Source organism: Micromonospora sp. NPDC048935 (assembly GCF_043197875.1).
Classification (GTDB): Bacteria; Actinomycetota; Actinomycetes; order Mycobacteriales; family Micromonosporaceae; genus Micromonospora.
Genome location: NZ_JBICTZ010000001.1, coordinates 759,631 through 778,288 on the forward strand (window position 1 = coordinate 759,631; position 18,658 = coordinate 778,288).

Annotated in this window: 15 protein-coding genes and 1 pseudogene; 12 read left to right on the forward strand and 4 right to left on the reverse strand. The window is 69.4% G+C overall.

The window, feature by feature from the left end; genetic code table 11:
• Window positions 1-138: 138 nt before the first annotated feature.
• The 3 genes from ACGFIW_RS03955 (at window position 139) to ACGFIW_RS03965 (ending at window position 3,770) form a co-directional block, all read left to right on the forward strand.
• Window positions 139-1,167, forward strand: coding sequence for an SdrD B-like domain-containing protein (locus ACGFIW_RS03955; RefSeq protein ID WP_393310794.1), 1,029 nt, complete (start codon window positions 139-141; stop codon window positions 1,165-1,167).
• Window positions 1,168-2,127: 960 nt separating this feature from the next.
• The gene (locus tag ACGFIW_RS03960; protein ID WP_393310795.1) at window positions 2,128-2,991 is read left to right on the forward strand and encodes an alpha/beta fold hydrolase; all 864 of its coding nucleotides are present in this window, start codon (window positions 2,128-2,130) and stop codon (window positions 2,989-2,991) included.
• 248 nt (window positions 2,992-3,239) lie between these two features.
• Window positions 3,240-3,770 carry a pyridoxamine 5'-phosphate oxidase family protein gene (locus ACGFIW_RS03965; protein ID WP_393310796.1) on the forward strand — a complete coding sequence of 177 codons (531 nt, stop codon included), beginning with the start codon at window positions 3,240-3,242 and terminating at the stop codon, window positions 3,768-3,770.
• A 403-nt stretch (window positions 3,771-4,173) separates the two neighbouring features.
• Here the strand turns inward: ACGFIW_RS03965 and ACGFIW_RS03970 are convergent, their stop codons facing one another.
• Complete coding sequence (locus ACGFIW_RS03970) at window positions 4,174-4,743, reverse strand: helix-turn-helix domain-containing protein (protein ID WP_393310797.1); 570 nt, start codon at window positions 4,741-4,743, stop codon at window positions 4,174-4,176.
• Window positions 4,744-4,836: 93 nt separating this feature from the next.
• Between ACGFIW_RS03970 and ACGFIW_RS03975 the strand changes: the two genes are divergently transcribed.
• From ACGFIW_RS03975 to ACGFIW_RS03985, 3 genes are all read left to right on the forward strand, one after another.
• Window positions 4,837-5,751, forward strand: a complete 915-nt coding sequence (locus ACGFIW_RS03975) for an alpha/beta hydrolase (RefSeq protein WP_393310798.1) — start codon at window positions 4,837-4,839, stop codon at window positions 5,749-5,751.
• A gap of 67 nt (window positions 5,752-5,818) precedes the next feature.
• A complete protein-coding gene (locus ACGFIW_RS03980; RefSeq protein WP_393310799.1) occupies window positions 5,819-6,670 on the forward strand; it encodes a CPBP family intramembrane glutamic endopeptidase in 852 nt (283 codons plus the stop codon).
• Window positions 6,671-6,782: 112 nt separating this feature from the next.
• Window positions 6,783-6,950, forward strand: coding sequence for a hypothetical protein (locus tag ACGFIW_RS03985; protein ID WP_393310800.1), 168 nt, complete (start codon window positions 6,783-6,785; stop codon window positions 6,948-6,950).
• Here the strand turns inward: ACGFIW_RS03985 and ACGFIW_RS03990 are convergent.
• Window positions 6,938-7,084: a hypothetical protein gene (locus ACGFIW_RS03990; RefSeq protein ID WP_393310801.1), complete on the reverse strand. Its 147-nt coding sequence runs from the start codon at window positions 7,082-7,084 to the stop codon at window positions 6,938-6,940. The two genes, ACGFIW_RS03985 and ACGFIW_RS03990, sit on opposite strands and share 13 nt — an antisense overlap.
• Before the next feature lie 70 nt (window positions 7,085-7,154).
• Window positions 7,155-7,745: a TetR/AcrR family transcriptional regulator gene (locus tag ACGFIW_RS03995; RefSeq protein WP_393310802.1), complete on the reverse strand. Its 591-nt coding sequence runs from the start codon at window positions 7,743-7,745 to the stop codon at window positions 7,155-7,157.
• Window positions 7,746-7,815: 70 nt separating this feature from the next.
• On the opposite strand from ACGFIW_RS03995, the pseudogene ACGFIW_RS04000 reads away from it, so the two are divergent.
• The 4 genes and pseudogenes from ACGFIW_RS04000 to ACGFIW_RS04015 all read left to right on the forward strand — a co-directional run.
• A pseudogene (locus tag ACGFIW_RS04000) lies at window positions 7,816-8,271 on the forward strand (GNAT family N-acetyltransferase); the annotation flags it as partial.
• A gap of 285 nt (window positions 8,272-8,556) precedes the next feature.
• Window positions 8,557-11,859: a S8 family serine peptidase gene (locus tag ACGFIW_RS04005; RefSeq protein WP_393310803.1), complete on the forward strand. Its 3,303-nt coding sequence runs from the start codon at window positions 8,557-8,559 to the stop codon at window positions 11,857-11,859.
• Window positions 11,860-11,980: 121 nt separating this feature from the next.
• The gene (locus ACGFIW_RS04010) at window positions 11,981-12,562 is read left to right on the forward strand and encodes a hypothetical protein (RefSeq protein ID WP_393310804.1); all 582 of its coding nucleotides are present in this window, start codon (window positions 11,981-11,983) and stop codon (window positions 12,560-12,562) included.
• Between the two features lie 170 nt (window positions 12,563-12,732).
• Window positions 12,733-13,140 carry a nitroreductase family deazaflavin-dependent oxidoreductase gene (locus tag ACGFIW_RS04015; protein ID WP_393310805.1) on the forward strand — a complete coding sequence of 136 codons (408 nt, stop codon included), beginning with the start codon at window positions 12,733-12,735 and terminating at the stop codon, window positions 13,138-13,140.
• Here ACGFIW_RS04015 and ACGFIW_RS04020 read toward each other — a convergent pair.
• Entirely contained in the window at window positions 13,083-13,646 is a 564-nt protein-coding gene (locus ACGFIW_RS04020) for a hypothetical protein (RefSeq protein WP_393310806.1), read from the reverse strand. The genes ACGFIW_RS04015 and ACGFIW_RS04020 overlap by 58 nt on opposite strands.
• Before the next feature lie 74 nt (window positions 13,647-13,720).
• On the opposite strand from ACGFIW_RS04020, the gene ACGFIW_RS04025 reads away from it, so the two are divergent.
• Window positions 13,721-18,262 carry an Hsp70 family protein gene (locus tag ACGFIW_RS04025; RefSeq protein ID WP_393310807.1) on the forward strand — a complete coding sequence of 1,514 codons (4,542 nt, stop codon included), beginning with the start codon at window positions 13,721-13,723 and terminating at the stop codon, window positions 18,260-18,262.
• On the forward strand, window positions 18,259-18,658 hold a 400-nt coding region (locus ACGFIW_RS04030), incomplete at its 3' end, for a LuxR C-terminal-related transcriptional regulator (protein ID WP_393311246.1). The genes ACGFIW_RS04025 and ACGFIW_RS04030, both read left to right, overlap by 4 nt.

Genomic DNA, 18,658 nt, shown 5'->3' on the forward strand with positions numbered 1-18,658 from the left:
TTGGCGACACGATTGGTGACCTCCTCGCGCTGGCGGGCCCGATACCTTTCCGATCACATCTTTGATCTTGGGACAGCGGAGCGGTTCGCCCGGCCGCTAGCATCGCGCTGATTCCCGTCCCCCATTACGGAGACCTCCATGCGCAAACTTGCCGCCACCGCCCTCGTGGGCGTGCTCGTGGCCGTCCTTCCGGCAACGGCCGCCCTGGCCGCCGACCCCAAGCCGGATATCGCGGTGACCTCCGCCGCCGACAAGGCCAACTACGCCGAGGGCGAGACCTTCACCATCACGGTCACGGTGAAGAACAAGAGCTCCGTCGACGCCAAGCGCGTGCACTACACCGGCGGCGACAGCGAGGGCGTCGACGGTGTCGCCTACGGTGAGCTGTCGACCGGCTTCGACCTCGCCGCCGGCGCCACCAAGACCGTTCAGATCACCGGCAAGACCAACCACGTGGCGTGGCAGTCCGGCTACGGATTCGTTGCCTTCTCGCTTGCCGCCGACAACGGCGAGGCCAACGACGCCGACAACGTCACCAGCGTGCGGCTGCTGGTGGCGGGCGTCTTCGACGATCTCGGCGGCTACGTCTTCCAGGGTGAGTCCTCTGGCGCCGAGTGGACGCCCCGGACGCCTGGCGTCCCGGGTGTCAAGGTCGTCGCCACCAGTGCCGACGGCAAGACGAAGTACGCCGAGGCCAGCACGGACGCCAAGGGCCTGTTCCGTTTCGCCCGCCTCCCCGCCGGCGACGTCCTGCTGATCTTCACCGCCCCGGCGGGCTGGAAGATCCTGGCCGGCGAGAACGGTGAGGACGACCGCACTCTGGCGCAGGTGCGCCGCGACGACAGCGACGAGCCGCGCGTCTTCGTGGCGGCGAAGAAGGTCGCCGTGAACTCGCCGAGCGCGACACCGACTTCGACGACGACGCCGACTTCAACGCCGACGACGACACCGACCTCGACGACGACGCCGACGACGACGCCGACTTCAACGACGACGCCGGATTCGACGCCGATGCCGTCACCGTCGGCGTCGTCGAGCGCCGGCCCGGGCCTGCCGGTCACCGGCGACAACACCATGCTGTTCGTCGGCGCGGCTGCGGTCGCCGTCGCGGTCGGCATCGCGCTGGTGCTCGTCGCACGGCGCCGCCGCATACGCCTGCAGGCCTGATCGACCGAGCTCGCTCCAGCGGTCGAACACCCGCAGGCGGTAGCGTCCCCCGCTATGTCGAGCAAGGCAAAGGGCGCCGAGGCCCCAGCACCACGCTGGAGCCTCGGCGCCGCGACTCCGGCCGTCCTCATGTCGCGATCCGCGCGACTGCAGCTGAACTGTTGGCCCCTGGTTTGAGCCGTTACGGGAGCCCGCTCACGACGAGCGGGCTCCCCGGAGCCTGGCCCGGCTCGAACGGTGCTGCCATCCCTGGGTCAGTGACGTGCGGTACCGGCGCCGCACGGTTGGGCAGGCCGGCCTCCGAGGTTAGTGCGTCCAAGCCCGGTAGGGGAGTTCGCATACCTCACCGGTTGTTCCTGCTTCCCATTCCGGTGGGCCCGGCCGTCAGCCATGGCCGAAGCCGCGGGGAAGTGGCAGCTTCGATGGCCTACCTCAGGCCAGCATCCGCGTTCTGACGAGGAACGACCGCGGGACTACCCACCGCCGAACTACCGCCGCAGCCCAGTTACGAGCCGGGGACCGGGGGAGCAGGCGGGGAGCAACAGGGTGCCCTGAACGCGCAGGCCATAGCGGTAAGGAGCCGTTGGTTGGCCTGACCTTGCATCTGGGAGCAGATCGGGTGCAGGTCGGCGAAGTGGTCAGCGCCCCGAGGTGCTCACCGATGCTGGACAGGGCGGCGGGCGTTGACCTGCGGCGATGCGGGCGAGCGGTCCGGCGTGGGCTCCCAGGGAAGATCGAAGAGGTCAACCTTCGCACTGGTCACCGCCTGTCCGGTGCCGTGCTGTCGTCGTGGCCCCTCAGGTGCGATCGATTGGGTCCGCCGCGTCGACGTACTGCTCCAGGTCGTCCGGCGAATCCGAAGGCGTCAGCGTTGGCACCCCGGCGGGGGCGGTAGTGCGACGTCGGCACATGCCAATGGGTAGATGTTTCTCCTGGCGGGGGCCTGGATACTTTCCGCGTATGTTCGACGGTTTCGAGGACGAGCGGGTCGATGTCGGGGAGGTGGAGCTCCGGGTCCGGCATGCGGGGCACGGACCTCCGGTCCTCCTCATCCACGGACATCCGCGGACGGGGTCGACGTGGCATCGCGTCGCGCCGCAGCTGGTTGGTCGCGGGTTCAGCGTCGTCTGTCCCGACATGCGCGGCTATGGGCAGTCCGGCAAGGCGAAGATCCTCGCGGATCACTCGCAGCAGTCCAAGCGGGTGGTTGCGGGGGACCTGGTCCAGCTGATGGAGAAACTGGATCACCCGAGGTTCGCGACGGTCGGACATGACCGTGGGTCGTACGTGGCGTTGCGCCTGGCGCTTGATCATCCCGACGCGGTCGGTCAGCTAGTGGTCATCGACGGTGTGCCCATCAGTGAGGCTCTTGCCCGGTGCGATGCGAAGTTCGCCCATGACTGGTATCACTGGTTCTTCTTCGCTCAGCCGGACAAGCCAGAGCGAGCCATCGCCGCCGACCCCGATGCTTGGTACGCCAGTAAGGCCCGGCCCGAGATCATGGGAGCCGCGAATTACCAGGAGTTTCGGCGAGCCATCCACGATGCGGCCACCGTTCGGGCCATGCTGGAGGACTACCGGGCCGGCCTCGGCGTTGACCGAGCGCACGAGGAAGCCGACCGGCGTGACGGTCGTACTGTCCGCTGCCCCACTCTCGTGCTGTGGTCGACCCGGGACGACATGGAAGACCTGTATGGCGACCCGCTGGCCGTCTGGCACCCGTGGGCTCCCGATCTACGCGGGCACTCGATTGAGTCGGGCCACCACGTCGCCGAGGAGAACCCCGACGACTTGACCGCAGCCCTGCACGACTTCTTGTCCTGAGCCTCCCGCCCCGCACGGCACCACCCGGGTATTCGTAGCGAAGGTCTGCGGCCGTGCGCACGCCGCGGACGATGACCGTGGCGCCGCCGAAGTTGACCGTCTGGAGGCGGCGGCGGGTAACGACGTGGAGCACGGAGCAAGAATCCTGACACAAGGTGTCAGGATTCGGGTCGAGTATGGCTTCACCGGTCGGCATCGATGGCGCGGACTGGGCACCACGGATACATATGGGATAGATAAGGGCCTCCATGCGCGAAACTTCGGAAGATCTCCAAGAGCTTCAGTCCCTCCTTGACGGCTCCCTCTCCCGCTCCACCTCGCACCTTCGCTCGATCATCAAGGCTGAGAGCACGCTGACCGCGGAGCAGCTCACCCAGGTCCTCACCGGCATGCGCACCCTCGCCCTGTCCACCGTGACGGCGAAGGGCGAGCCACGGATCAGCGGTGTGGACGGGCACTTCCTGCACGGGAAGTGGCACTTTGGCACCGCGCGCAACGCCGCCAAGGCGCGCCATCTCGCGGCGCGGTCCGCCGTCAGCGCCGCGCATATGCGCGGTGAGGACCTGGGCGTGTTCACGCACGGCAAGGTGGAGATCCTCAACCCCCGGGACGGCGAGCCGGCCGCGGACTGGCCCGACCTGCTCGCGTACCTCAAGGACTTCTACGACGACGACTTCTTCGACTGGGAAAACGACGTGGTCTACTACCGGCTACATCCGCACTGGATGACCGTCTACGCCCCCAGCATCGCGAAGCTCACTGCGGCGTCCCAGTCCTGATCCGCAGCACGTGCCGCATCGGGGCCAGCCACGCGATGAGAGGCACACGAACAAAGTCCACACCGTATCCGTGTGGTCATCGACGGGTTGGCGCGGCATTCGCCCGCATCGGCGATCGCGACGACGTCGACCGTGCCGCCGGAGGTGCCGTCGCCTTGCTGGCAAGCAGCCGGCAGGCGCAGGGCAGCTCACCTTGTCTGAGCGGGCGGCCCGGAAGAACTGTGCTGCTCGGGCTACCACCGGCAACACAGGCGAGTCGTGGCGTTGCCGGGGCCGGCGCGCTCGCGCGGCCTGTGGCGGATGGCCGTGACCCCGTACCCCGCCAAGAACCGCGACCGGCTGGTCCCCAGTCTTTGCCGCAGCCTGTTGGGCGGGTGATTCGGCCTGGCCGAGCGATGCCGTCCTACTCGGTCGGGGGCCGGGTGGCTGTGGCCGGTCCAGGCGGCGTCGATGGCGTGTCCGGTACGACGACGAGGCTGACGACGCGGCGGGTCCGGCCGTCGCGGGTGTTGCCGGTCCGACTGACCACGGCGTGTTCGATCTCGGCGACCATCGTGGCGAACTCTTCGTCGGTGAGCCAGACGGCGGCCTGTCGGTAGACCACGCCGTCGCGGTGGGGATCGGCGTGTTCGTGGGCGAGGTAGCGGTCGAAGTCGCCCAGCAGTGACGCCGCGAACGTGGTGTAGGCGCGTCGGTGATCGTCGCGGGTCATCGCGGCCCGGGCGGCGGGGCTGATCGTGCCCTGGTCTTGGCGTACTCGGTAGCTGCGCTCCACCGTGCCGCGTACGCGCCGCTCGTCGACCACCTCCAGCACGCCCGCCTCGGCCAACACGGCGATGTGCCGGTACATCGTCGCTGGGGGGATGTCGGGTAGGCGGTCGCGGAGCTGTGTGGTGGTCAGCGGGTCGGTGTCGAACAGCGTCTGCAGGATGCGCATCCGGACGGGGTGCAGGAGAAGGTCTGCGGTTGCCATAGCCCCATCTTCCCACATACGATAATGTTCCCGGTTCTGATAATGTTCGCGGGCGCTGAGAATAATCGGAGGTGGCGTATGCGGGATGTCGACATGACGGCTAGCGCAGACGACGGGCTTTCCCTGGTCGGCACGCTGACCCTGCCCGCCGGCCCGGGACCGCACCCGGCCGTCCTGCTCCTGCACGGCTCCGGGCGACTGGATCGCGATTCCAACACCGCGCGCCTCCGGATGGAGCTCGGACCACCACTGGCCAAAAGGCTGGCAGGCGTCGGGATCGCCACGTTGCGTTACGACCGGCGGGGTGTCGGTGCCACGGGCGGCGATTGGCGCGCGACCGGATTCGCCGCCGGTCGGCACGACGCCGCCGCCGCGCTACGCGCCCTCGCTGGGCGACCCGATATCCGGGCGGACGCCGTTGGCGTGCTCGGGCACAGCGAGGGTGCCGTTCACGCCATGTCCCTCGGGGCACGCCCGGAGGTGGCGGCGGTGGTGCTGCTGGCCGGGTTCGCCCGCCCGGGGGAGGAAGCCCTGCGCTGGCAGGCCGCAATGATCGCCCGCGACCTCCCCGCTCCCGTACGACCGCTGCTACCGATCCTGCGCTCCCTGGCCAACCGGCAACTCGCCCGCATCAAGACGACCAGCACGGACGTGGTGCGCATCCTCGGGAGACCAACCAACGCCCGGTGGCTGCGGGAGCTGCTCGACCACGACCCGCGCTCCGACCTGGCGAACATCAAGGCTCCCGTCCTGGCCATCACTGGCGGCAAGGACATCCAGGTCGACCCGGCGGACCTGGAGGAGATCCGCCGGCTGGTGCCCGGCGACATCACGGTCCACCGGATTCCCGACCTCACCCATGTGCTGCGTCGTGACCTCGGCCGTCCGTCGGTGCGCTCCTACCGGCGGCTGCTCCGCCAGCCGGTCGACCCCGACCTGCTCGCGCAGGTGGCCGGCTGGCTCGCCCACCGACTACACGGGACGCCCGACACGGTTCGTGCCGGGTAACCGGGCTCACCCCCACACAGAGCCACCCCCAACATCCCCTGTTCCGAACCCCGCGAAGGGAAATGGCGTGACCACTGCAACCTCTGCTCGCCACCATGACGGCCTCACCAGCTTCTGGATCGTCACGTTTGCTTGGACTTTCGCCTTCTGGATTTTCGCGATCACACTCGATGGACCGGCGATGACGTCCCCCACCGTCGTTCCGTACCTTCTCGGTGGATTCGGCCCGGCGATCGGCGCGATCGCCGTCCGGATACGGCGCTATCGCCGTCGTCAACCGATCCCCGCCCATACGGTGCGACTTCGGCTGCGCCCACGGCTGTTCTGGGCGCTGCCCATGCTGGCCCTGGCATCGGGGACCGTGCTGGCGGCCGCGCTGCTCGCGGAGTTCCTGGGCGGTCCCGCGACGAGCCTGACCGAAGGGCGTGAGTTGATCGCGACGGCGGGCGGAACCGTACCGTTCCTGATCAGCATGCTGATCGGCGGTCCCTTGGCCGAGGAGCCGGGTTGGCGTGGTACGGCCTACCCACGCCTGCGCGCGTCGATGAGCCGCCTGCGCGCCGGTCTGCTGCTGGGCGCCGCCTGGGCGGTGTGGCACCTGCCGCTGTTCTTCATCAACGGGACGCTTCAGTCCGAGTTCGGCCTGGTCAGCTGGAGTGGTCTGTTGTTCACGCTCAGCGTCTTCCCGATGGCACTGCTCACCGGCTACGCCTACGAACTCGCCGGAGTCGCGGCATCGGTCGCGGTCCACTTCGGCGTGAACACCACCATCGCGCTGCTCACCATCAAGGCACCCGCGGCCCAGGCGCTTGTCCTGGCGGTACAGATCATCGTGGCGGCCGCGCTGCTCGCCGCACAACGCAATCGTGGGCAGGACCGACCAGCGCTGAACCACCGCGAAATGGCTGATCTGCGGTGAACGGGTGGCTGATCGCCGGTGACGTCCAGCGGTAAGACGGGCCGTGAACGGTGACGGTGTTGGTGCGGCACGACAAGCTGGGGCTGCTGTGCCCCCTGGTCCTCGGAGTGCAGTGCCGGCCCAAGAGTGTGAGATCCGCCAGGGCAACGGGCCTTGCTGCTACGACTGGGCTTGGCCAGACGATGTCGCCACCGACGCCGACTTCGACGATGGCGGCCACCACAGCCTGCTGATCCGCCGCAACACCACGACCGGTGAGTTGGCCTTCTACCGCTGCTGAGCCCACGCCGGGCCACCCTCGCTCAACTCGTTCGCGTCGCGGGCATCCGATGGACCGTTGAGGAGAGCTTCCAGGCCGCGAAGAGCCAGGTCGGTCTGGACCAGCACCAGGTCCGCCGCTGGGACTCCTGGCACCGGTTCACCACCCTGGCCCCTGGCCGGCCTCGCTGTCTCAACCTCGAACTTCCGCTCTGGTCGCGGAGGGTTAGCAGCCCAGGCCGTAGGCCACCAGGGCGGCGTCGAGCATGCGTTCCTGCTGATCCGCCGGGTAGGCAGCGGGATCCGCGGCGGCGAGAGCCGCGACGCCCTCGGTCATTGCGATCAGCCCCAGGGCGACCGTGCCGACCTGGTCGACCGGCCAGTCCGGGGCAGCCGCGGCGACCAGCCGCTCGACCCGCTGCCGCCAGGCTCGGTTGTTGCGGCGGTGCATGCCGATCAGTTCGGCGTCCGCCACCGCCGCAGCCAGGAAGCCCAACCAGACGATGCTCCAGTTGGTCGTCTCCGGATCGGTCGCCATGCCCTGGCGGAGGACCGCGCGCAGCGCTGCCCGCGGCGAGGTGGCCGCGGCCTCAAGTGCCTCAACCCGCTGCCTGGTGGTGTCGTGCAGCAGTTGCCGGGCGTGCAGCAGCAACGCTCGACGGTTCGGGAAGCGGTGCATAACCAGGCCCGTCGTGCAGCCGGCGGCCGCGGCGACCGCGCGCACTGTCAGCTTTTCCAGGCCCTGCTGCGCGAGCACGTCCCAGACCGCGCGCGACAGCGCCTCGCCCTGGGCCGCTCGATCTGCAGGCAGTGACACGACTCTCACCTCTCCGTGGTCGTAACGAATGTTACCGTAACGCTTGTTACCGAGCCTTGTGAGGAGCGGCATGACCTGGATCATCACGCAGCGGCCGTGGACCGACCCGGTGGGCGAGGCATTACGTGTGGCGCAGAGAGCCGAACTCGACCTCCGCTACGGTACCGACGACCATGAGCCCGGCTCTCCGCCGACGGCCGAGAACATCGACCTGTTCCTGGTCGCGGTCGACGAAGCCACCGGCCAACCGCTCGGCTGCGCCGCGCTGCGCCGCCTCGACCCGGTCACCGTCGAGGTGAAGCGGATGTACGTGGTGCCGGAGAGCCGCGGCTCGGGGGTGGCCACCGACCTGCTCCGGAGGCTGGAGGGGGCCGCACAGGAGCGCGGTTGGACGACCATCCGGCTGGAGACCGGCTCGGGTCAGCCGGACGCGATGCGCTTCTACGAGCGCGAGGGCTACCGCGAGATCCCGCTGTTCGGCGCGTATGTGGGCTCCGACAACTCGGTCTGCTACGAACGCGTCCTACCTGACAGAGCACCCGGCCGTAGCCCACGGCGCGGCTCCGATCACGCGGTGGCCGCCCCTGCGTCCACCGGCCCTGGCCTGGATCCCCAGCGGCGGCTGGAGTATTAGCTCGATCATCGCCAGCCAGTGAGCCGTGCCCGCACGCGATAGGGTGCCAGCTCCTCGCACCGGCTCCTCCACGTGATCGATTTCATTCCGAATCCAGGCAGCGTGCCGATCGTCCGATCTCGACTTACCGACGGACGGACACCTCACGGAGGGCGCTGGTTGACGATGGGGAAACGAGTGCGAGGAATATGGGCGGCGACGCTCGGTGTGACGCTTGCCGTCGCGGGGGTGGGGCAGGCGGGGGCCGCCGAGTCCAACGGTGCGGCGGTCCCCGGGAGCACCAGAGTCGACGCGGCGGATTCGCCGCGTACGGTGACTCTGGTTTCGGGCGACCGGGTGCGGGTTCGGTCCGGCACGTACGAGGTGCAGCCCGGCCCCGGTCGCGAACGGATGGTTTTCGCACAGCACCGGATTGGTGGCCACGATTACGTCGTTCCGGCCGACGCGCTGTCCATGATCGGTGCGCGTCGAGTCGACCGCCGCCTGTTCGACATCACCGAGTTGCTGGCATCGCGGTACGACGACGCCACACAGCCGGAGCTGCCGCTGCTGGTGCGCGCGACGGACCAGACCGCGGCCACGCAGCGCCCTTCCGGGTACGCGGTGGTACGTGACCTGCCGGGGATAGGGGCTCAGGCGGTCCGGGTCCCCAAGAAGCGGGCCGGAGAGTTCTGGAGGTCGCTCGACGCGCAGGTTTCCGGCAGAACCGCGAGCCCTGGCGTGGAACGGGTCTGGTTGGACGGGCAGCGTCAGACCAGCCTGGACCGCAGTGTCCCGCAGATCGGTGCACCAGCGGTGTGGCGGGCGGGCCGAACCGGCCGGGGTGTCACCGTCGCCGTGCTCGACACGGGCATCGACGCCACGCACCCGGACTTCGCCGGCCGACTGGCGCAGGTACGCAACTTCACCGACGACCCGGACGCCGATGATCACTTGGGGCACGGCACCCATGTCGCCTCGACCATCGCCGGTTCGGGTGCCGCCTCCGGTGGCCGGTACCGGGGCGTGGCACCTGGCGCGACGTTGCTGGTCGGCAAGGTCTGCACCGACGATGGGTGCCCCGACTCCTCGATTCTTGCCGGAATGGAATGGGCCGCCGGCAACGGCGCGGCGGTGGTGAACCTCAGCCTCGGCGGTGCCGACACCACCGAGTTGGACCCGCTGAAGGAGGCGGTGGAGACACTGACCGCCCGTACGGGCACGCTCTTCGTCGTGGCCGCCGGCAACAGCGGGCCCCAAGCCCGAAGCGTCAGTTCTCCGGCCAGCGCCGACTCCGCGTTGGCCGTGGGTGCGGTGGATGGCGCCGACAAACTCGCCGAATTTTCCAGCCGTGGCCCCCGGCTGGCCGGTGGTGCGATCAAACCGGAGATCACCGCACCGGGCGTGGACATCGTCGCCGCCCGGGCGCGCAACTTTGCGGCGGACGACCCGGTTGACGAGTCGTACACCCGGATGTCGGGAACCTCGATGGCGACGCCGCACGTCGCCGGTTCCGCCGCGTTGCTCGCCCAACAGCACCCGACCTTTCGGGCCGCGGACCTGAAGGCGACCCTGCTGGCCACGGCCAGGCCCGCTGCGACGTTGCGGCTGACCGAGCAGGGCGCGGGACGCGTCGATGCGGCGGCGGCGTCGGGCTCGACATTGCGGGCCGAACCACCAGCGGTGGATCTCGGCATCGCGAAATGGCCCCACCGGGACGACCGGGCAGCCAGCCGTACCATCGCCTTCCGCAATGACGGCGCCACGGCGGCAACACTGTCGCTGACGGTCTCCGTGACCGGGCCGGACGGCGCCCACGCGCCGGAGGGCATGTTCCGCATCGAGCCAGCGCAGCTCACGGTCGCGGCCGGTGCTTCGGCGTCGGCGACCGTCACCGCCAGAACCGCCATCTCGGGCTCGGAAGGGGTGTACGAGGGGCGGGTGGTCGCCAGCGGCCCCGCTGGTGTGGTGCGGATCCCGGTGACCATCGACCGGGAACCGGAGAGCTATGACCTGAAGCTCACGCACCTGGACCGGACGGGCAGCCTGACCGACAGCTACTTCACCTCCCTGGATGGTCTCTCCGCGTCCGGCACCGTTGTGCCCTACGAGCCGGACGGGACAGCCAGCATCCGGCTGAGGGCCGGCAATTACCACCTCACCAGCATTCTCTCGGAGGAACGCGGCGATGATCGTCTCGTCTCCCTGCTCACCCAGCCGCAGCTCGAACTGACGGCGGACACCACGGTCGTGCTGGACGCCCGGCTCGCCAGGTCCAGCACGGTGACCGTGCCCCGACCGGCGGCAACGCCCAACGGATCGGTTGTCGGGTACTACCGCCACCTACCGGACGGTGGTCTGAACTCCGCGTCGGTGTTCTCGTTCGACGGCACGGCACCGCTGTTCGCCGCACAGCTTGGTCCCGCGCTCGCCGGGAACGTGATGCGGGGACGTATCCAGGCGGTCTTCACCGAGCCCGGTCCCGACGGGCAGTCCGGGTCCGGGTCGCACCGCTACCACCTGGCCTGGTTCCCGTCCGGACAGGTGCCGTCCGGGATCCGCAAGGAGGTGCGGCCCGCGGATCTGGCGCAGGTAACCGCGACGTATCCCGCAAGCGCGTCGGGCACGACCGGTGAGAAGGTGGTCACCGCGTCGCGTCCGGACTACACCGAAACACTGTCCTTCGGCGGTCTTGTCCCCCTGCCGGCCACGCGCACCGAGCACTACTCCCGAGCGGACGACACCCGATGGTCGGCCCAGGTCAGGATGGGGGAGGCCGAACAGATGTCGGCACCCACCGCCTATCCGGCCGGCCGGCAGACCGAATCATGGCAGGCGGGCCCGCTGGGCCCGGGCTTCCCGGCACCCCCGTCCGCCATCACTGTCTTTTCCGACGGTTACTGGGTCACCCGACGGGGAAATCGGATCTTCGCCGCCGTTCCGCTCTTCTCCGACCGGGATATTCGGCACGCCGGCGTCGCCGACACCACGTCCTACACGCGACAACTGTTCCACGACGGGCAACTCGTGCCCCTGGTCGACGACTACGACTACGAGGTGCCCGCGGCGGCGGCGAACTACCGATACAGCGTCACCGCGACCCGGGACGCTGAACTCTCCACCCGCGTGCAGGCCGAGTGGACGTTCCGCTCCACAACCTCGGAGCAGCTCACCCGCCTGCCGGTCATGGCGGTGCGCTTCGCACCCGCGCTCGACGGCGACAATGCGGCGCCGGCCGGCAGCGGACTTCGCATCCCGGTCACCGTGCAGCGGCAGGCCGGTGCGACGCCAGCGCCGGTGCGGTCGCTGACCGTCGAGGTGTCGTACGACGACGGCCAGACCTGGCAGCCCGCATCGGTCCGCGAGTCCGGTGCTGGCTGGCTCGCCGACGTACGCCATCCGGCCGGCGCTGGTTACGCCGCGCTACGCGCCTACGCGGTTGACCAGAGCGGCAACACGGTGCGCCAGACCATCATCCGCGCGTACCGAATCAGGGGCTGACCTCGGCGTATGCCCTCACCTGCGCGATGACCGACGCCTTGCCGGCCCCGACTCCCCGTCGGGGCCAGCAGGGGCGCGCGGAAAGAGGGGCGCTCGCCTCGGCCTACTATCCTCGGGGCTTGTGATATCTGACCTGGCGGATGTCGTCGCGGCGGGTGGCTCGGCGATCGCGGTTGTCGTGACTGTCGTATTCGCGCTGCGCCAGCTGCGCTCGGCGCAGACCGCCAACCAGACCCTCGTCGCTATCGAACTGCTAACCCGAGACCGATCCAGCGACGAGTTTCTGCACGCCGAGGACTTCGTCCTCAATGAGCTTGCCCTCCGCCACCCGTCACCCGGTGTCAGCGTCAGTGACCTGCCGCCCGAGGCCCGCCACCAGGTGGTCCGGCTGTCCCTGTACTACAACGGTCTGGGCCAGATGCTCGCCTTCGCGGCGGTCGATCCGCGGCTCCTCGTGGGTACGGTCAGCTACCGCTCCCGGCAAGCCTGGCGTGTCCTGGAGCCCTACATCCTCGCCGAGCGTGCCCAGCGCGGCGAGACGTACCTGTCCCATTTCGAGCACCTGGTCCACACCGCCACGCACAACCCGTGGGCGGCGGCGGTACGCAAGTTCAACCTCCGGAGCTTCGGCAGTTATCCCGCCCATCTTGACCTGAACGACAGTTTGGTAGAAGCGGTGTCGCGCCAGCACGACAACGCATAACAGCTCTGGGGCCGCCTCCCGTCGCACCCTTCGACGTCCGCGCCTGCCGCGAACCGAGCACTACGCACTGTGGTCGCCGGGTTCACTGGTGTTCGCTGGCAGTGTCGCGACCCGGTTGAGCCTGTCAGAATTGCGTCGACCGAGCCGGTGTACGGAGGCAAGGAGAAGGTGTGAGCGACTGGAACGAGAAGATCATCGCTGAGTTTCGCGCCAACGGTGGACAGGTCGGCGGTCAGTTCGCTGGCGCGTCGCTGCTGCTGTTGCACACCGTCGGCGCCAAGAGCGGCCAGCACCGCGTGAGCCCGATGATGTACCAGAAGGTGGACGGCGGCTACGCCGTGTTCGCGTCCAAGGGCGGTGCGCCTACCAATCCCGACTGGTACCACAACCTGCTCGCGCACCCGCAGGCCCAAGCGGAGATCGGTACGGACAAGGTCGACGTGGTCGCCAGGGTTGCCACCGGGGACGAGCGGGAACGGATCTGGAACGCGCAGAAGGCCGCGCATCCAGGCTTCGCCGACTACGAGCGGAAGACCACCCGCCAGATCCCCGTCGTCGTACTGGAACCTGCGCCGTAGGCATGGGCGTCCGGAGTCCCGGTCCCAACTTGCGCCATCGATGACAACACCGCCATCACGGTGGTCGATGGCACCGTTGAGGTCTTCTCCGAAGGAGACTGGAAACTGATCAACCCCTGACCGAGATGTCCCTTCGGCCGAGCCAGTCCTGCACCGGCCACCCGACCCGCGTCCGCCGCGAGGAGCGCCTCGGCACCGGAGCGGATCCGGTCGGCCAGTCGGTACATCCCGGCTGCCACGCCCGCGACGTCGCCGCCCTGGACGGCCAGTTCGGTGCCGCGCACGGCGAGCCGGTACGACTCGGGCGTCCCGCTGAGGGTCGGCAGCACGTCCGCCCGCAGCGTGCGCACGGCCGACAGCTCCGGGGCCGCGCCGCGCGCCGTGCCGGTGGCCGGGGCGGCCGTCGCGGACCTGGCCAGGTTCGCTGCGGCCGCGCCGGGCACCACCAGGATCGCCGCGGCGACGAGCCGTGGGTACGGCCTGCGGACCTGGGCAATATCAGCCACGCTCGCATGGTGGTGGCCTCGCCGCGACCGGTTGGTCGAGTGACGACTCGGTTGCTTTTCGCGATGATGTCCGGATGGCACAGACTTCAGGGCGACGACTCGTGATCATCGTCGCGCTGCCGCTGTCCGTCGTCCTCGGTGTCGTGGCGATCGGGGGCGATGTCCTCGGCACCTTCGACGAGGCGTCCAGCGTGGGCGCATTCACTCTGGCGGTGATCCTGACGGTCGTGGACCGGGTGCAGGCTCGTCACGACAACTCGGTCTTTCGTGCCGCGAACCAATCGTTCACCGACGCCTTCCTGGACTGGCTTGTCGGCGGCCCGCGCCGGCTCCGGCGGGCTGCGAGGGCGTTGCACCGTGTGCCCGACCAGTCGAGTTCCGGACAGCAGGTTGCCGTGTCGGCGTCGGACAGGTCCCGCGCCAAACAGGCTAAACAGTTCAGGAGGGCGCTGCTCCTGGCCCTACGGCACGACCCCGCAGCCGCCCGCGGCTGGGCGACGGACGAGCGTCTTCGACCGCTCGACGACGACCTGCGGCGGGCATTCGGGACACGTGCCCGGCGCCTGCACGACCTGGTCCGTTCCGACGTCGGCGTCCTGGTGAGTCTCGTCGAGCTGGCCGGTCGACTCGGTGACGACACGCTCGAGAGAAAGGCCGGTAGCGGTCTCGCCGATGTGCTTGATCGGTTGCCGGACGACGATGTCGCCCGCGAGTTGCGCTGCCATTCCACGTGGTGGCAGATGTTCTTCGACCGGTTGCCCCCGGAGCGCGAGTTCGGTTCGTTCGAGATTGCGATGTTCCGCGGCAGCCTGGGCAAGGCGGCGCTCCTGGCGAGAACTCCGGCTCAGGGTGAAGCGGTCGTCGCCGGCTGCCTGACGAGCACGGACATCGAGGTCGTCGATGCGGGTGTCGCCGTGGCGAAACGGTTCCCCGATGGTGCTGGGCTCTGCCGCCTGCAGAGGCACGCTGGCCAGTTGCTGGAGATGGACGACCGTCGCGACGACGCCCTGGACCGGTATGTGGCCGCGCTACGGGCCTGTCCGGCCGACGCGGACGAGATGCTGGCGGTGCTGGTGCGGCCCTGCCTCGCCGGCGTCCAGGCGCGGGCCGATCGCCACGAGTACGGCGCTGCGGCCGAGCTGGTCGAGTTGTTGGGGCAGCGACTGGCCGACGTCGAGCACCTGGGCGAGGCGCGCAACGAGGTGGCCGGGGTCCGCGAGGCGCTGTTGGTCGAGGCCAGGCAGAGCTTCGGTGATCGGGTACGCCGGACCGCCGAGCTGGAGCGGCCTGGCGTCTACCGCGACTGGTACCGGTTCGAGGAGACCGCCGGCAACTTCACCGCGGCCGCCTGCCGGGCGGAGGACGGCGGGCATCTTCTCAGTGCGAACCGCCTCTTCCAGCGGGCCGGGATGTACGGCGAGGCGGTGCGCGTCCTGCGTAACGACGACAGCCGGGAGAGCCTGAACCAGCGTGCCGAGGCGCGTGCCGCCGGTGGTGACCACTTCGCCGCGGCGGAGGACTACCGCCGGGCCGGAAACTGGCCAGCCGCTGCCGAGAACTACCTCACCGCGAAGGACTACAAGCAGGCCGTTTCCTGCCTCCTGGAGGTGCATCAGGACCGCGCGATTGAGGAGCCGTCGTTCGTCGCGGCGATGCGCGAGCTCGGCGTCGACGGGTTGGTGCGGTTCTGCCTGAAGGCGCTCACCCAGCGCGGCGGCAACGCCGCCGCGCTGCGGGAACTGTGGCAGCTCCGCAGCGAGGGAAACGTCAGCGTCGCCCTGCGGTACGAGGTCGACGAGGCCATCCGGCGGGTCACCGACCGCAACCGGGTGGCATTCGAGGAACGGGCACAGGCGTGGACGGCCGAGGCGGTAGAAGCGGTCAACAGGCGATTCGCCCCGACCTGGGGGCTCGATCTGGGCACCAGCACCTGCATGGTGGCGATCTACGACAGCGACCGCGGCATACCCGTACTGTGCCGGTGGCGCCACGACGCCGGATTCCCGTCCACGCTCTGCATCGATCACGAGGGGCGCGAGCTGATCGGCCTGCGGGGCGACGAGCTGACCGTCAACAGGTTGAAGGCGATTCTCAGCAACACCAAACGCGACATGGGTACGGCGAAGCAGTACGCCGTCGGCCCCTCGGAGAGCTATCGGCCCGAGGAGGTCGCCGCCCGCCTGGTCCGACACGGCCGGATGATCGTCGAGACGATGCTGGCCGGTCAGGTACGCGAGCAACTCGCCACCTACGCCCGGAACGCCCTGGGCGGCGTCGAGGAGGAATGGCTCGACATCGCGCTACGGGAGCATCCGGTCCGGGTCGAACGGTCGAAGGTCCTTGTGACAATTCCGGCCTATTACCCGATGATGGCGAAGAATGCCACGCGCGACGCGTGCGTCATCGCTGGTGTCGAGCTGGTCCAGCTCATCCACGAGCCCACGGCCGCCTGCATCGCGGCCACTTTCGAGCGGCGTCAGCTCGACGGCCGCGTCGTGATCGTGGACTTCGGTGCGGGCACCCTCGACATCAGCCTGCTCGAGGTGGAGGACCGGTTCTACGACGTACGGAGCCTGTCGGGCGAGACCCGGCTGGGCAGCCGCGACTTCGACGTGAAGATCGCCGCGGCGCTGGCCACGCAACTTCGGCGGGCCGGCGAGACCGTACCGGCGACGCCCGAGGCCCGGCACCGGCTTGAGGTGGCTGCCGAGGACCTCAAGAAGCAGCTTTCCACGCGCACCGAGGCGGACCTCACCCTGTACGCGTTCAATGGCCACGATGTCACAGTGCGGTTGACCGTGCACGAGATGGAGTCAGTCATCTCTGAGTTACTGCAGCACCTGCGGCAGGTCTGCGCTCGGGCCCGGCCCACGGAGAAGGTCGACCACCTCGTGTTGATCGGCGGTCCGGCGCATTCGCCCCTGGTGCGGGCCCGCATCCAGGACGCATTCGGTGGACTGCGCCCGACCCCGGTCGCCGAGCCGCGCACCGCGGTCGCGCAGGGCGCGGCGCTGCAGGCCGCCGTTCTCGCCGGCATGCTCACGGACACGCTACTGCTGGACGTGACGCCGTTCTCCCTGGGAATCAAGACCACCGATGCCGGAGACCAGCACCAGTACACCGAACTCGTCACGGCCAACACGACCATCCCGCTCAAGCGCACCAACATTTTCACCACGCACCACGACCGGCAGCAGAGCGTCCGGGTAGAGGTCTATAACGGGCAGTTGCATCGAGACTTCCTGATCGGGCAGTTCCACCTCGACGGCATCCCGCCGGCTCCACGTGGGCGACCCCAGATCGAAGTCGCCTTCGAGATCGACCAGAGCTGCGTGCTGACCGTGACCGCCACAAACATCGACACCGGGAGACAGCAGGGCATCCGCATCACCGACACGACCCTGCTGTCACCCGGCGACACCGAGCGGATGCGCAAGCGACTCGATTTGAGCGCCCGGCAACAGGAGCAGACGAACGCGCTGCGGGAGGCGCACCGGCGACTGGTCGACCTGCTGATCGACACCGACGGCCTCAACGTCGATCAGCTCCGGACCGAGCTGCAACGGCGACTGGACAGCCTCGATCTGGCCGCCGACGCACGACTCGACGCCGAAACGGCTCGCGCGCTCCGGGACGTACGCATCGCTGCCGTGGAGACCGCCTCGTCGGTCCGGACCGCGTCGGATCGCCTGGCGGAGGCTCGCGCGCACGGCCGCCGCGCGGCTGACCGGATGCCCGGACCCAACCTGGACGCCGAGGTGGCCGAGCTGAAACGGCGCGAGCGGGCGCTGCGATCGGCGGCCACCCATATGACGTCTCTCAAGGAGCGGCTGACCACGTGGTTCGTTCTCCTGACCCAGGTCGACGTCGCCCAGGAACCGGTGCAACTGTTCCGCGAGCGCTATGCCAATGGCGACTACCGTGGCGCTCTCACCGCCGCCCAGAGATTCGACGTGGTGGAGCCGGCCGACCAGGAACGCCGCCGGCACGCCCTGGCCGAGGTCCGAGACCTGACCGCGTACCGTGCTGCGGTGGCCGAGCTTCGTGCCGCCGACCCGCAGCGCAGCCGCGCCAGCGATTTCGCGCCAGCCGTCACGGTGTCCTCATCGACCCCCAGCGGAACCGTGATGGTCGGCGGGCTGCTGCTGGACAGCGACCACGTGGTGACCAGTCGCGAGTGGCTTCCCACCGGCGGTCCGGTCACGGTGTCGGTTGCCGGCACCCTCACGGTCGCCGGCCAGGCCAGCCCAGACCCCAGCAGCGATCAGCTGCTCGTCGTCCGGGTGAGCGCGCCGCTGCCGGTGCCGGCGCCGCGGCTCGGGTACAGCGCCCTGGTCCGGGTCGGCGACTCGGTCGAGGTACCGGTCATGGCGGCCGGCCGTCACATCTGGACGCCCGCGCTCGTCGAGCAGTTCACGTCGATGAACGGCGAACGCCCCGCCACGATCCAGGCCAGCCTCGACGGCATCGATTGGTCGTTCACCGGACGGCCGGTCCGCAACGACCTCGATGAGATCATCGGCATCATCGTCTCCACCCGGCGGTTTCCCGGCCAGGCCACGATCATCACGGCGGACACGCTGCGCCTCGTGAGGTCGAGTTGCCGCACCGGGTGACGAAGGGCCCGAGCAACGAGCAGGTCGGTGGGCGGATGAGCCTGAGCAAGTCCACCGTCACCTCGTACGTCCGGCAGGTGCGGAGCAAGTTGCCCGCGGACAACAAGACCGACCTGACGCGACGCGAGGCGGACTCGGGCGGTGCTGGTCTGTCGGCCGGGCGTGCGGCTCTCGCGGCCGGACGCGATCCGGGCGGGTGTCCGCGCGATGATCCTCGGCGACGACGCCGGACGGGATCTGCTACGTGTCGGCGCACCGGTAGGACTGTTACGACACAGCGGGGGGGGGGGGGGGGGGCCCCCGCCCCCCCCCGGGGGCCCGCGGGCCGGGGGGGGGGGGGGGGGCGGCGCCGGCCGGCGGCGCCGCCCGCGCCCACGGCCCCCAGCCCCCGCGGCC

Bases quoted from the DNA above. Each gene is read 5' to 3' on its own strand.
- ACGFIW_RS03955 (WP_393310794.1), top strand. From the start codon at position 139: ATGCGCAAACTTGCCGCCACCGCCCTCGTGGGCGTGCTCGTGGCCGTC.
- ACGFIW_RS03960 (WP_393310795.1), top strand. From the start codon at position 2,128: ATGTTCGACGGTTTCGAGGACGAGCGGGTCGATGTCGGGGAGGTGGAG.
- ACGFIW_RS03965 (WP_393310796.1), top strand. From the start codon at position 3,240: ATGCGCGAAACTTCGGAAGATCTCCAAGAGCTTCAGTCCCTCCTTGAC.
- ACGFIW_RS03970 (WP_393310797.1), bottom strand. From the start codon at position 4,743: ATGGCAACCGCAGACCTTCTCCTGCACCCCGTCCGGATGCGCATCCTG.
- ACGFIW_RS03975 (WP_393310798.1), top strand. From the start codon at position 4,837: ATGACGGCTAGCGCAGACGACGGGCTTTCCCTGGTCGGCACGCTGACC.
- ACGFIW_RS04025 (WP_393310807.1), top strand. From the start codon at position 13,721: ATGGCACAGACTTCAGGGCGACGACTCGTGATCATCGTCGCGCTGCCG.